Genomic DNA, 14,183 nt, shown 5'->3' on the forward strand with positions numbered 1-14,183 from the left:
GCATCATGCCACCGCTAAAAACATTGTCAATCCACCTGAAATCAGGCAGGACGCGGTTTCTCGGGCAACGATTGAAGTTTTTTATCCATCGGCGAGGCGGCAGAATTATTCTTTATATTATTCCATTGTTTTTATTAATTTATTGGAATTAACTGGCGGGAATATCAGTTGAAATATTTCATGAAGAGAGCGCATTTTTTATCGCGCCAGAACCGCCAGGTTCCGGCGCGAATAGCGGCTTAGCTGGCGATAGCCATGCCAACCGTCATATGCAGACCGTAGAAGACCCCGCGGCCCACCATCTCGCCCACCAGCACCAGCGCAAATGCCAGGCCTAGCAGCGGTACCGCCGGCTGATACCCTCTAAGCATTGGCGCAACCCAGCACGCCAAAGCCAGCGCCAGCGCCGCTACGCGCCAGGCCATCAGCGAGCCGTAGGCTGGCACCAGCGCAGACGCCTGCTGGATGGAGCTATGGATAGTCGACAGCTCGCTGCCCTGCATCAGCGCCACAACGACGCTAGCCACCAGGGCCACCAGCGTTATGGCGGGCAGCAGGCGCATCGCCCAACCTTCCACGCCGGCCACGCGCAGCAGCAGATAGCCCAGCAGCGGCCCGCCGATAAACAGCGTCAGGAAGAAGCTCAGCGGCGTCCAGACGCTATACCAGGTCGGCACCGTATCAATGGTGTTGTACACCCGCACCATCATCCAGACGAAAATGACGCCCAATACCATCGTGACGATCAGCCACAGGCTGCGCAGCCCGGCCGGCAGCTTCTTAACCGCCGCCAGCAGCCAGCCAATACCGCCTACGGCGAAGAAGAGAGCTCCGCTGGCGATTTCATTACTCAGCGACGATGCGCCTACGCGGTTCAGCGAATTGAAGGCCCGCATCGGCGATCCCAGGTGCAGCGTCGAGGCGATAAAGCCAATCCCCATCAGCACCCAGAGGCCAAACATGCTAAGCACCACGCGCTGCTGCTGCTCACGCGACAGGCTGCCCTTCATTAGAGCCAGCGCCAGGACGATGAAGCCCCCCACCACGCACTGACCAAAGACCGTGAAGATCATCAGCGGCCATTCATGCCATCCACTTCCCATCTCACACCTCCTTCGGGTTGGCCAGATAGCCGGTTGTATCGCCACACGGGCGACTGTTGGCGTTCGGTTTAATGACAATACTGGGTTGCGTAAAATGCGCCGACGGCAACGGCGCAACGGCGGCCAGCTTGCCGTGCTTCTGCCGCAGCTCTTCGATTGGGCCAAAGTCCAGCGCCCGCAGCGGGCAGGACTCGACGCAGATCGGTTTTTTACCTTCGGCGACGCGCTCGTGGCAGCCGTCGCACTTGGTCATATGCCCTTTCGCCGCGTTGTACTGCGGCGCGCCGTACGGACAGGCCATATGGCAATAGCGGCAGCCGATACAGACGTCTTCATCCACCACCACAAAGCCATCGTCACGCTTATGCATTGCTCCGCTCGGACACACCTTGGTACAGGCCGGGTCCTCGCAGTGGTTACAGGCGATAGAGAGGTAGTAGGCAAACACGTTCTGCTGCCAGACGCCGTTATCCTCCTGCCAGTCGCCGCCCGCATATTCATAAATGCGACGGAAGCTGACGTCCGGCGTCAGGTTCTTATAGTCTTTACAAGCCAGTTCGCAGGTTTTACAACCGGTGCAACGGGCGGAATCGATAAAAAATCCATATTGAGTTGTCATCGGTTATTCCTTACAGCTTTTCAACCTGGACGAGGTTGGTATGCGACGGGTTTCCTTTCGCCAGGGGCGACGGGCGTTGGGTGGTGAGCACGTTAATACTCCCCGCCTGATCCACGCGGCCTGCGTCCGGGTTATACCAGGCGCCCTCACCCAGCGCGACGACGCCAGGCATCATACGCGGCGTAACTTTGGCTTCGATATGCACTTCACCGCGGGCGTTGAAAATACGAATTCGCTCGCCGTTGGTGATACCTCGCGCCTTCGCATCAAGCGGGTTAATCCACATCTCCTGGCGACAGGCGGCCTTCAGCACATCGACGTTGCCGTAGGTCGAGTGAACGCGGGATTTATAGTGGAAGCCGGTCAGCTGCAGCGGGAATTTCTCGATCAGCGGATCGTTATAGTTTTCAAAGCCTGGGGTATAAATTGGCAGCGGATCGATCACGTCCCCTTCAGCTAGCTCCCAGGTGGCGGCAATTTTTGCCAGCTCCTGCGAATAGATCTCGATTTTTCCCGACGGAGTGGTCAAGGGATTCGCCTGCGGATTTTCACGGAACGCTTTATAGGCAACGTGGTGTCCTTCCGGATCGCGCTGCTTATAGATCCCCTGCTTACGGAAGGTATCAAAGTCCGGGAGGTCGGGGATCGCTTGACGGGAAAGCTCATGCAGATAGCGCATCCAGCCTTCCTGGCTACGGCCTTCGGTAAACCGTTGCTCCACGCCCATGCGTTTTGCCAGCGCCGTCGTCATGTCATAAATCGTTTTGCATTCGAAGCGCGGCTTAATCACCTCATCGGTGAAGATAACGTACGACATGTTGCCGCAGGAGGCGTCCAGCGCGAAGTCCATCTGTTCGGAGGCGGTGCAGTCCGGCAGCAGGATATCGGCGTATTTCGCCGACGAAGTCATATGGCAATCGATCACCACGATCATCTCGCATTTCTTGTCGTCCTGCAGAATTTCATGGGTGCGGTTAATATCAGAGTGCTGGTTAATCAGGCAGTTGCCTGCATAGTTCCAGATCATCTTGATCGGTACATCGAGCTTGTCTTTGCCGCGGACCCCGTCACGTAGCGCCGTCATCTCCGGGCCGCGCTCAATCGCGTCGGTCCACATAAACATGGAGATGCTGGTCTCAACCGGATTATCCAGCGTCGGCATACGCTCAAACGGCAGATCGTATGAGCCCTCGCGCGCGCCGCTGTTGCCGCCGTTAATGCCGACGTTGCCGGTCAGAATCGACAGCATCGAGATCGCCCGGGTCGCAATTTCACCGTTAGCGTGGCGCTGCGGTCCCCAGCCCTGGCTAATACAGGCAGGCTTCGCGCTGGCAATCTCACGCGCCAGCTTCACAATGCGATCGACCGGAATCCCGGTGATGGTTGACGCCCATGTCGGCGTTTTGGCGATACCGTCGCTGCCCTGGCCGAGGATCCAGGCCTTGTAGTGGCCGTTTGCCGGCGCATCGGCAGGGAGCGTTTTTTCATCGTAGCCAACGCAGTATTTATCGAGGAACGGGGTATCGACCAGGTTTTCCGTAATCATCACCCAGGCCAGCGCGGAGACCAGCGCCGCATCGGTACCCGGACGGATCGGGATCCACTCGTCTTCACGACCGGCTCCGGTATCCGTGTAGCGGGGATCGACAATGATCATCCGCGCATTGGATTTTTGTCGCGCCTGCTCCAGATAGTAGGTCACCCCGCCGCCGCTCATCCGCGTTTCGCCCGGGTTATTACCAAACAGAACGACCAGCTGGCTGTTTTCAATATCAGACGGGCTGTTGCCGTCGGCCCAGCCGCCGTAGGTGTAATTCAGCCCTGCGGCGATTTGTGCGGAGGAGTAGTCGCCGTAGTGATTAAGATAACCGCCGCAGCAGTTCATCAGGCGGGCAATGAGCGTTTTTCCCGGCGGCCAGGAGCGGGTCATGGTTCCACCCAGGGTCCCGGTCCCGTAGTTCAGGTAGATAGACTCGTTGCCATAGTCCTTGATCAGGCGCTGCATATTGCCGGCAATGGTATCGAACGCCTCTTCCCAGCTGATGCGTTCAAATTTACCCTCACCGCGTTTACCCACGCGCTTCATCGGGTACTTCAGGCGATCGGGATTGTAGACGCGACGACGCATCGAACGTCCGCGCAGACAGGCGCGCACCTGGTGCAGACCGTCGTAGTTATCATCGCCGGTATTATCTGTTTCAACGTATTTAATTTCGCCATCAACAACATGCATGCGCAGCGGGCAGCGGCTACCGCAGTTAACGGTACAGGCGCTCCAGGTTACCGTTTCGCTTACCGGTGACAGGGTATCTGCGGCATGGGCAATGCGCGTGAAGGGTAAGGTAAATGCGCTACTGGCCACTGCCAGACCGCCAATCGCCGTGGTTTTCATTAAACCACGCCGGCTTACTTCGGCAGCCAGTAAAGCATCGGGGGCTTTAGTTTTCATGGGTACTCGCTTTGATTGCTCACAATTTACTGACAATCGCTATATAGATTTATATATAACGCAATTATATTTTATTAGTTTTTTATGCTGCTTTAACTCAAAGGGAGTATGGAAGGGTTCAACGGACGGGTTATTGCCCAGCATCAAGAAGGAGATGAAAAAAAAGCGCCCGTAGGCGCTTTTGAGAAGGAGGTAGAAAAATCAGCCGATGAACTCAAGGCCGCGCATATACGGGCGCAGAATTTCCGGGATTTCAATACGGCCGTCTGCCTGCTGATAGTTTTCCATCAGCGCAACCAGAGTACGACCCACAGCCAGGCCAGAGCCGTTCAGCGTATGGACCAGACGCGTTTTCTTATCAGACTTGCTGCGGCAGCGTGCCTGCATGCGGCGCGCCTGGAAATCCCAGACGTTCGAGCAGGACGAAATTTCGCGGTAGGTGTTCTGCGCCGGAACCCACACTTCCAGATCGTAGGTTTTGCATGCGCTGAAGCCCATATCGCCGGTGCAGAGCGCCACTTTACGGTATGGCAGACCCAGCAGCTGCAGAACTTTTTCCGCATGGCCGGTCATCTCTTCCAGCGCCGCCATGGAATCTTCCGGACGGACGATCTGCACCATTTCAACTTTGTCGAACTGGTGCATACGGATCAGACCGCGGGTATCACGGCCGTAGGAGCCTGCTTCAGAGCGGAAGCACGGCGTATGCGCGGTCATTTTGATCGGCAAATCGTCTTCATCGATGATCTCATCGCGAACCAGGTTCGTCAGCGGAACCTCGGCGGTCGGGATCAGCGCGTAGTTGCTGCTATCCGCCTCTTCTTCCAGCGGACGAGTATGGAACAGGTCGCCGGCGAATTTCGGCAGCTGGCCGGTGCCATACAGCGTTTCCTGGTTTACCAGATACGGGACATAGTTTTCACTATAGCCGTGCTGTTCGGTATGCAGGTCCAGCATAAACTGCGACAGCGCGCGGTGCAGACGAGCCAGCTGGCCCTTCATGACCACAAAGCGCGAGCCGGTCAGTTTGACCGCCGCAGCGAAGTCCAGCCCGCCGTGCATTTCGCCCAGCGTTACGTGATCGCGCACGTCAAAATCGAACTCGCGCGGGGTTCCCCAGCGGCTCACTTCGACGTTGTCGTTTTCACTTTTGCCCAGCGGAACGTCATCATGCGGGACGTTCGGGATGGTCAGCGCGATGTCGCGGATCTCGGCCAGCAGCGCGTCCAGATCGGTTTTCGCCGCATCCAGCTGTTCGCCAAGCTTGTTCACTTCCAGGCGTAACGGCTCGATATCTTCCCCACGCGCTTTCGCCTGGCCAATGGATTTCGATCGGGAGTTACGCTCCGCCTGCAGATTTTCAGTTTCAACCTGCAGAACTTTACGACGCTCTTCCAGAGCGCGCAGTTTATCTACATCCAGCTTAAAGCCCCGGCGTGCCAGTTTTTCAGCGACTGCGTCTGGCTCGGTACGCAGCAGATTGGGATCGAGCATGCTTATCCTGTGCTTATCGAATTAATAAAATGAAAAGTGGCCGCAGAATACGACCACCGGAATATCTTGATAACCTTACCGCAACGCTTCTGTTAGCGGTAGCGTTTTGTGGGGCTATTTTGATCCTGTTCGCTAAGCCAGGCGAGTTTTTCGCCAATTTTCCCCTCAAGCCCTCTGTTTGTTGGCCGATAATAGCGAGTTTGCGCCATTTCCTGCGGGAAGTACTCCTCCCCGGCGGCATAAGCGTTGGGCTCATCGTGGGCATAGCGATACTGCTGGCCATAGCCCATCTCTTTCATCAGCTTCGTCGGCGCGTTGCGCAGATGGACCGGCACATCGTAGTCCGGACGTTCGCGGGCATCGGCCATCGCGGCCTTAAAGGCGCTGTAAACCGCGTTGCTCTTCGGCGCGCAGGCCAGATAAACAATGGCCTGAGCAATCGCCCGCTCGCCTTCCGCCGGCCCTACCCGGGTAAAGCAGTCCCAGGCGGAGATAGCGACCTGCATGGCCCGAGGGTCGGCGTTGCCGACGTCTTCCGAGGCAATCGCCAGGCAACGGCGGGCAACGTACAGCGGATCGCCGCCGGCGCTGATGATCCGGGCATACCAGTACAACGCGGCGTCCGGCGCGCTGCCGCGAACGGACTTGTGCAGCGCCGAAATTAAATCGTAAAAACGATCGCCCTTGTTATCAAAACGCGCGCTGCGCTCGCCGGCAATTTCGGTCAACAGTTCGGCCTGCAGCACCCGCTGACCGGCGGCGTCGGTTTCGGCCATATCGGCCATCATCTCCAGCGTGTTGAGCGCACGGCGCGCATCGCCGTTTACCAGCTCGGCGATCGCCCGACGCGTCTCATCAGGCAGCACAATATTCTGCCCGCCGTAGCCGCGGGTTTTATCGCTCATCGCCTGCGTTAATACCTGCTCGATATCTTCGCTGGTGAGCGATTTCAGCAGATAGACGCGCGCTCTGGATAGCAGCGCGGAGTTCAGTTCAAAAGAGGGGTTTTCCGTCGTCGCGCCGATAAAGGTGATCGTGCCATCTTCGATATGCGGCAGAAACGCATCCTGCTGGCTTTTATTGAAGCGGTGGACTTCGTCGACAAACAGGATGGTGCGCCGACCGGCATTACGGTTCTGCCGGGCGCGTTCGATGGCTTCACGGATCTCCTTAACGCCGGAGGTCACGGCCGAAATACGCTCGACGTCGGCGCTGGCATAGCGGGCAATCACTTCCGCTAAGGTGGTTTTTCCGGTGCCCGGCGGGCCCCATAAAATCATCGAATGAAGATGCCCGGCCTCAATTGCCCGCGGCAAAGGTTTACCCGGTGCCAGCAGATGCTGCTGGCCAATGTACTGCGCTAAATTTTCTGGCCGCATACGGGCGGCCAGAGGTTGAAACGCATTGTCGGAAAAATCGAGCGACAGATTGCCCACATTCGCCTCTATTTACGTTGATCGTCCACCGTAACCCCTTGCGGCGGCGTGAAGGTAAACTTAGATGCGTCTATCGCACCGTTTTGCTGCGACTTCAGCTGGTAGCTGCTGCGCTGGTCGTCCTGCTCTACCGCGCTGAACTGATGGATGGTGCCATCACGCCCTACGTTAATGGTGAACTGCTTCAGGTTACCGCCGCCGCTTTTCGGCGTCAGGACAAAGTCATCGCCGTTTTGCTTAATATTATACTGCTGCCAGTCGTTAGACTGGTTACGCGCAATCAGCATAAACGGCGTGTTGCTGGTGGCGTCTTTCAGCCAGGTGACGGTCGCCTGCTCAACGAACGGGTTATAGAACCACAGCGTTTTACCGTCAGAGACCAGAATACTTTCATCCGGCTGGGTCATATGCCAGTTGAACAGATTCGGTCGTTTTACCCACAGGTCGCCCTGCCCGTCCTGTACCGCATTGCCGCTGCCATCAGTCACTTTTTGCGTAAAGCTGGCGTGGAAGCTGCTCACCTTATCCAGACGGCTTTTCAAATCGCCGGCGGCATCAGCCCAAACCTGGCTGACAACAAATCCAGACAGTAATGCACAGGTGATTGCGAGTTTTTTCATTGTTATTCCTTAATGTCCGTCAACGTGCGTCGCTCCCGGCGCGGGAGCCTCTTCTGCCCCTAATGTAGGACCGCCTGGCGCGGCGGGACAGAAGAATAGGCTGATTTTGCTCTTATTTACCCAACTTTGCACTCACTCGAAGGGCGGCGGCGCCAGCACTTCGCGGTTTCCGTTATGGCCCTGCTCGCTGACGATGCCCTGCGCTTCCATCTGTTCGATGATACGCGCGGCACGGTTATAGCCGATACGGAACTGACGTTGAACCCCGGAGATAGAGGCTTTACGCTTCTCGGTTACGAAATTGACCGCCTGGTCGAACAGCGGGTCCAGCTCTTCTCCGCCGTCAAATCCGCCGCCGCCGCCTTCGCTTTCGCTATCGGAGGTGATGCCGTCGACATACTGCGGACGCCCGCGCGCTTTCCAGTCCTGGACTACCGCATGGACTTCCTGGTCACGCACAAATGCTCCGTGCACGCGCACCGGGATAGTCGAGTTCGGCCCGGAGTAGAGCATATCCCCCATCCCCAGCAGCGATTCGGCGCCGCTCTGGTCGAGAATGGTACGCGAGTCAATTTTACTCGACACGGTGAACGCAATACGCGTCGGGATGTTGGCCTTAATCAGGCCGGTGATCACATCAACCGACGGGCGCTGGGTAGCGAGCACGAGGTGAATACCCGCCGCACGCGCTTTCTGCGCCAGACGAGCAATCAGCTCTTCCACTTTCTTACCCACGGTCATCATCAGGTCGGCGAATTCATCCACCAGTACCACGATGTAAGGCAGTTTTTCCAGCACCGGATGGACCGCATCCATGCTGTCGCCCGGCTTCCAGTACGGATCCGGAATTGGCCGCCCCATGCGCGCCGCTTCGGCAATCTTCTCGTTGTAGCCCGCCAGGTTACGCACGCCCAAAGCTGACATCAGCTTGTAGCGGCGCTCCATCTCGTTCACGCTCCAGCGCAGAGCGTTGGCGGCGTCTTTCATATCGGTGACCACTTCCGTCAGCAGATGCGGGATCCCTTCATAGACCGACAGTTCGAGCATTTTCGGGTCGATCATAATGAAGCGCACATCTTCCGGCTGCGCCTTGTAGAGCATGCTGAGGATCATGGCGTTGACGCCGACCGACTTACCGGAGCCGGTGGTACCGGCAACCAGCAGGTGCGGCATTTTTGCCAGATCGGCAACGACCGGATCGCCCGCGATATCTTTGCCCAGCACCACGGTCAGCGGCGATGGGTTATCGCGGAATTTGGTATTATCCAGCACTTCACGCAGGTAGACGGTCTGACGCTTCTTATTCGGCAGCTCCAGGCCTACGTATGGTTTACCTGGAATAACCTCCACGACGCGCACGGCGACCGTGGATAGCGAACGGGCCAGGTCGCGCGACAGGTTAGAGATACGCGCGGCCTTCACCCCCGGCGCCAGGTTCAGCTCAAAGCGGGTGATAACCGGGCCAGGAGAGTAGTTCACGACGTCCGCTTTAATACGGAAATCGGCGAGGCGAGCTTCCACCAGGCGCGCCATTTGCTCCAGCGCGAAGGTATCAACCGGCTCTACCTCACTCGGCGGCGGCGTCAGCAGATCCAGGGACGGCAGCGGCGTCGTCGGCCGCTGCAGCGGATGGCTGTTGCCGTTACGCATCAGGAGCGGGTGAATTAGGCTCTCCTGCGGCTGCGGTGCAGGCTGTTGGACCGGCGGTTGCATATGGGCCTGAGGGGCCTGCTGCGGCTGATAGCTCTGCGCCGCTGGCGCAGATTGTACCGGCTGCTGAACCTGAGGCTGCTGGTATGCAGGCTGCGGTTGCTGCGCCGGCTGCTGATAGTGCTGTACCGGCTGTTGAACTTCCGGCATCGGCGTAAACAGCGGTTCGCTCGGGCCGTCGTCCACTAACGTTTTCATCGGCGAGAAATCATAATCAGCCGGGGAGAACGGATTCGCCCCACGCGGCTGCTCGCTGCTGTAGCGCTGCTGCTGGGTCGCGGCAAACTGACGGGCCAGCTCGGCTTCAGCGGCTGAATCGTCATCGTCGGCTTCGTCGGCCTGGTAGACCTCACCGTAGCGCTGCTGCTGGGTCGCGGCAAACTGGCGCGCCAGCTCCCCCTGCTCCAGCTCGTTAACTTCTTCATCGGTGAGCGGTTCATCGTCATAATTCTGGTCCAGCTCCGCCTGACGAGCGCGCTCTTCCGCAATGCGCTGAGAAGGCAGCTTAATGCCATACGATGCCAGCTCACGGCGGGTCGGTACGCGGACGTGGTTAGGACGCGGCAGCTTCGGACCAATGCCTTCTTTGACCTGCACGCGCGGCCCGCCCGCAGCCGGGCTGAACAGCGGCGCGGCGGATGACGCGGCGGACGCCACCATGCCGGCAGTTGCACCAGCGCCCGTGGCCTGGTGCACGCCTGCAGCCAGCGTGGTCACCGCGGCGGCATCAACGGGCGACGATGGCGGCGGCGAAGAGATCGGTTTAGTCGCAATCGGGCTGGCAGGTTCCGGAATCGGCTGATACCAGGCGGCAAGCTGTTCGCGTTCACGCGCGCGTTTCTCTTCGACCTCTTCGAAATAGTACATCGGCGGACGCTGCGGCTTAACCTCTTCCTGCGGAGCTTCGGGCTCGGTAACCGGCGAGGCGGCATAGGGTTCAGGCTGATAAGCAGGCTGCTGCACCGGCGCCTGTTCAGGCTGATACGCCTGATGCGGCGGATACGTTGGCTCAGGGCGATAATGAGGCTGCTGCACCGGCGCCTGCTCAGGCTGATACGCCTGCTGCGGCTGGTACGGTGGTTCAGGCTGATAGTGAGGCTGCTGCACCGGTGCCTGCTCAGGCTGATACGCCTGCTGCGGCTGGTACGGTGGCTCAGGCTGGTAGTGAGGCTGCTGCACCGGCGCTTGCTCAGGCTGATACGCCTGCTGCGGCTGGTACGTTGGCTCAGGCTGGTAGTGTGGCTGCTGCACCGGCGCCTGCTCAGGCTGATACGCCTGCTGCGGCTGGTACGGTGGTTCAGGCTGATAGTGAGGCTGCTGCACCGGTGCCTGCTCAGGCTGATACGCCTGCTGCGGCTGGTACGGTGGCTCAGGCTGATAGTGTGGCTCATGTACAGGAGCCTGCTCAGGCTGATACGCCTGCGCCTCCGGCTGCCAGCCGGCCTGTGGAGTCTGCCCGGCTACCGGCTCAGCCCATACCTGCGGCGCCGCGGTTGCTGCCGCAGCCGCGCTGACAGGATCGGCGATGCTATGGCCGTTAAGCAGCGGATCGTAGGGGTCAAAGTCACCCGGACGCGCGGCGCTGGCCCCGGAGAATAAGACATCGTCCGCATCTGACGGACGCGCGGCGCTGGCGCCAGAAAACAGCACATCGTCTGCCGCAACCGGCGCGCCGTTGGCGCTGAACTGAACGTCCTCCTCGGCATCATCCATGCGCTTACCGGAGAACAGCGCGGCGTCGGTCTTGCGCCCCATCGGGTTGGAAAACTTCTCAGCCAGACGCTGGCGACGTGCCAGGGCGCTGCGTAAAATTCGTGCGCGACGCGATCCCTGCGGTTTCGCCGTATCGTCGTCTTCGTCATCCTCATAGTCGTCCTCATCCACCCACGTATCGTCCCGACGGGTACGGTTACTGGCAAAGGTAAGGACGGAAAGAATCACGCCGCCGAGCTTTTCGGCAATGCTGACCCACGACCAGCCGGTAAACAGGGTTAAACCCGCCGCCCAGATGCAGAGCAGCGCAATAGTCCCGCCGCTGCTGTGCAGCAGCGGTTGCAAAGTGGTGCTCAGCAAGCTGCCAATGACCCCGCCGGAGGCGAAATACCAAATATCATCGGCATTGATAGAGGCCAGGCCACAGGAGGTCAGGATCAGCGCCAGCGCGCCAATTAAGCGCAGCGAAACGGCGAAATAATCGATGTACTCGTCGTTAGCCTGATTGCGCCAGGCAAACCAGCAGCCGCCGATGATAATCACAGGAATGGTGTAAGCCATTACGCCAAAAATGAAAAATAGCGTATCGGCAAGCCATGCTCCCGGCGTACCGCCGATGTTGTGGATAGGCTCGTGCCAGGCAGTTTGCGACCAGCTTGGATCCGAGGGATTAAAGCTGAGTAAGGCCGCCATCAGCCAGATGGCAAAAAGGGTGCAAAGGATAAGTAACGCCTCAAGGAGTCGGCGCCCGCTGCTTAGCTTCGTCAGTTTGACTTCTTTGTCTTCGGTGTATTCCTGGCTCAAAAAAGGCTCTCCAGGTATCAGGCTGTTTCCTGCCTGCTGCTAAAACGGACAACAGTGCCGGGTCACCCCGGCACTGTTGCTGTATGGATTAACAGGAGTGTAATCAAACTACGTCGATTTTGCACCTGTTCCGTGTTAGCGCGTCTTAATTACCAGACGATTGCTCTGCTTGACCTCTTCCATTACCACGTAGGTACGGGTGTCGTTAACGCCCGGCAGGCGCAGCAGGGTTTCGCCCAGTAGTTTACGATACGCTGACATATCCGGTACGCGAGTTTTCAACAGGTAGTCGAAATCGCCGGATACCAGATGACACTCTTGAATTTCTTCAAGTTTTTGCACAGCGGCGTTAAATTGCTCAAACACATCCGGCGCGCCACGATTCAGAGTAATCTCAACAAATACCAGAAGTGATGCATCCAGATAATGCGGGTTAAGCAGCGCCGTATAGCCCTGAATAAAACCCTGTCTTTCCAGTCGACGCACGCGCTCAAGGCAAGGCGTCGGAGAAAGTCCCACCCGTTTAGAAAGTTCGACGTTAGAAATACGTCCGTCTTTTTGTAACTCATTCAGAATGTTACGATCGATGCGGTCGAGATCTTTGCCAGGGCGCTTCTTGCTATCTACCATTATTATTGTCTCTCTGTATTCCTTCCCTACTCCTGTTCTGACTCTGAGCCTTCACTGCCAGAGCCCATCCTGTTCTTACCCGTACGACTTGAGTAACCCAGGGGTACGTGAGAAGCCCGTTGCCTGACGGCAGCCACCGACATCACGCATGGCGTCTGTCCACACCATGCGTAGATTTCGCTAACCCGGATAAAAATGGCATTTGCATGCATGAAAATTCGCCACACGCAAAACGCTGCTTTTCTTCTTCCATGAATGTTTTCGCAAAAGCACAGGGGATTGTCAAAGCAAAACATCGATTTTTAGTACAAGATGCCAGATATTCATTATCCCCCCCCGTTGATTCTCATGTTTTCCTCTTATAATTGTGCTGCTGACAGTAGAATTAGTTATATTCTCCGTTCGTTAAATCGCCAGTTCATCGGCGGGTGCTATTGCACATATCGTTAACAAAATCGCTATGCTCTTTTTTTACGACAACAAATTCCCTACAATCCAGCCCAATGTATGCCAATAAATTATGGGGTTCTCATGGGCACGGCCAAACACAGTAAGCTGCTAATTCTTGGTTCTGGACCTGCGGGATACACCGCTGCGGTCTATGCCGCACGTGCAAACCTGCATCCGGTGCTGATTACCGGGATGGAAAAAGGGGGTCAGCTGACCACCACCACCGAAGTGGAAAACTGGCCCGGGGATCCGAACGATCTGACCGGGCCGCTGCTGATGGAACGTATGCACGAGCATGCGGCTAAGTTCGAAACCGAAATTCTTTTCGATCACATCAGCAGCGTCGATCTGCAAAACCGTCCGTTCCGCCTGGTCGGCGACAGCGGCGAATACACCTGTGACGCGCTGATCATTGCCACCGGCGCTTCCGCACGCTATCTCGGCCTGCCGTCTGAAGAAGCCTTTAAGGGCCGCGGCGTTTCCGCCTGCGCCACCTGCGACGGTTTCTTCTACCGTAACCAGAAGGTCGCGGTTATCGGCGGCGGCAACACCGCGGTTGAAGAAGCGCTGTACCTGTCCAACATCGCGGCTGAAGTACACCTGATCCACCGTCGCGACTCCTTCCGCGCTGAAAAAATTCTCATCAAGCGCCTGATGGACAAAGTGGAAAGCGGCAACATCGTGCTGCATACCCACCGTACCCTGGAAGAAGTGACCGGCGACCAGATGGGCGTGAGCGGCCTGCGCCTGCGCGATACGCAGAATGCCGATAATGTCGAATCGCTGGAGGTTGCGGGCCTGTTTGTCGCTATCGGCCACAGCCCGAACACGGCGATTTTTGAAGGTCAGCTGGAGCTGGAAAACGGCTATATCAAAGTTCAGTCCGGCATTCACGGCAACGCGACCCAGACCAGCGTTGCTGGCGTCTTCGCCGCCGGCGACGTGATGGACCACATCTACCGTCAGGCCATTACCTCTGCCGGCACCGGCTGTATGGCCGCGTTGGACGCCGAGCGCTATCTTGACGGCCTGGCTGACGCTTGCAAATAATCTTTACAAGTCAGTAACAAAGGTAAAGAAGGCGACGAAAAGTCGCCTTTATTTTTTCCGCGTTGTAACATTGCCGTGCCCAAAAACTTATAACTCCACCTGCTA

9 protein-coding genes are annotated in these 14,183 nt (G+C 57.6%); 1 reads left to right on the top strand and 8 read right to left on the bottom strand.

Annotation, left to right across the window (positions count from 1 at the left end; genetic code table 11):
• Positions 1-239: 239 nt before the first annotated feature.
• The 8 genes from QFI97_RS19320 to lrp form a co-directional block, all read right to left on the bottom strand.
• On the bottom strand, positions 240-1,103 hold the full coding sequence (locus QFI97_RS19320) for a dimethyl sulfoxide reductase anchor subunit family protein (protein ID WP_346431813.1): 864 nt from the start codon (positions 1,101-1,103) through the stop codon (positions 240-242).
• Position 1,104: 1 nt separating this feature from the next.
• Positions 1,105-1,722 carry a DMSO/selenate family reductase complex B subunit gene (locus QFI97_RS19325; RefSeq protein ID WP_095095630.1) on the bottom strand — a complete coding sequence of 206 codons (618 nt, stop codon included), beginning with the start codon at positions 1,720-1,722 and terminating at the stop codon, positions 1,105-1,107.
• Between the two features lie 10 nt (positions 1,723-1,732).
• Positions 1,733-4,171, bottom strand: a complete 2,439-nt coding sequence (gene dmsA / locus QFI97_RS19330) for a dimethylsulfoxide reductase subunit A (protein ID WP_331850522.1) — start codon at positions 4,169-4,171, stop codon at positions 1,733-1,735.
• Positions 4,172-4,372: 201 nt separating this feature from the next.
• A complete protein-coding gene (gene serS / locus QFI97_RS19335; protein ID WP_041144783.1) occupies positions 4,373-5,665 on the bottom strand; it encodes a serine--tRNA ligase in 1,293 nt (430 codons plus the stop codon).
• A gap of 92 nt (positions 5,666-5,757) precedes the next feature.
• A complete protein-coding gene (gene rarA / locus QFI97_RS19340; RefSeq protein ID WP_095095624.1) occupies positions 5,758-7,101 on the bottom strand; it encodes a replication-associated recombination protein RarA in 1,344 nt (447 codons plus the stop codon).
• Positions 7,102-7,109: 8 nt separating this feature from the next.
• Positions 7,110-7,721: an outer membrane lipoprotein periplasmic chaperone LolA gene (gene lolA / locus QFI97_RS19345; protein ID WP_095095621.1), complete on the bottom strand. Its 612-nt coding sequence runs from the start codon at positions 7,719-7,721 to the stop codon at positions 7,110-7,112.
• A 132-nt stretch (positions 7,722-7,853) separates the two neighbouring features.
• On the bottom strand, positions 7,854-11,948 hold the full coding sequence (gene ftsK, locus QFI97_RS19350) for a DNA translocase FtsK (protein ID WP_346431814.1): 4,095 nt from the start codon (positions 11,946-11,948) through the stop codon (positions 7,854-7,856).
• 135 nt (positions 11,949-12,083) lie between these two features.
• Positions 12,084-12,578, bottom strand: coding sequence for a leucine-responsive transcriptional regulator Lrp (lrp, locus tag QFI97_RS19355; protein WP_000228469.1), 495 nt, complete (start codon positions 12,576-12,578; stop codon positions 12,084-12,086).
• Between the two features lie 531 nt (positions 12,579-13,109).
• Between lrp and trxB the strand changes: the two genes are divergently transcribed.
• Entirely contained in the window at positions 13,110-14,078 is a 969-nt protein-coding gene (trxB, locus tag QFI97_RS19360; protein WP_095095615.1) for a thioredoxin-disulfide reductase, read from the top strand.
• Positions 14,079-14,183: the final 105 nt, after the last annotated feature.

This window comes from Klebsiella scottii, assembly GCF_036561945.1.
Taxonomy (GTDB): domain Bacteria; phylum Pseudomonadota; class Gammaproteobacteria; order Enterobacterales; family Enterobacteriaceae; genus Klebsiella; species Klebsiella scottii.

Excerpts from the sequence above, each read along its gene's own strand:
- QFI97_RS19320 (WP_346431813.1), bottom strand. The coding sequence starts at position 1,103 with ATGGGAAGTGGATGGCATGAATGGCCGCTGATGATCTTCACGGTCTTT.
- QFI97_RS19325 (WP_095095630.1), bottom strand. The coding sequence starts at position 1,722 with ATGACAACTCAATATGGATTTTTTATCGATTCCGCCCGTTGCACCGGT.
- dmsA (WP_331850522.1), bottom strand. The coding sequence starts at position 4,171 with ATGAAAACTAAAGCCCCCGATGCTTTACTGGCTGCCGAAGTAAGCCGG.
- serS (WP_041144783.1), bottom strand. The coding sequence starts at position 5,665 with ATGCTCGATCCCAATCTGCTGCGTACCGAGCCAGACGCAGTCGCTGAA.
- lolA (WP_095095621.1), bottom strand. The coding sequence starts at position 7,721 with ATGAAAAAACTCGCAATCACCTGTGCATTACTGTCTGGATTTGTTGTC.
- lrp (WP_000228469.1), bottom strand. The coding sequence starts at position 12,578 with ATGGTAGATAGCAAGAAGCGCCCTGGCAAAGATCTCGACCGCATCGAT.
- trxB (WP_095095615.1), top strand. The coding sequence starts at position 13,110 with ATGGGCACGGCCAAACACAGTAAGCTGCTAATTCTTGGTTCTGGACCT.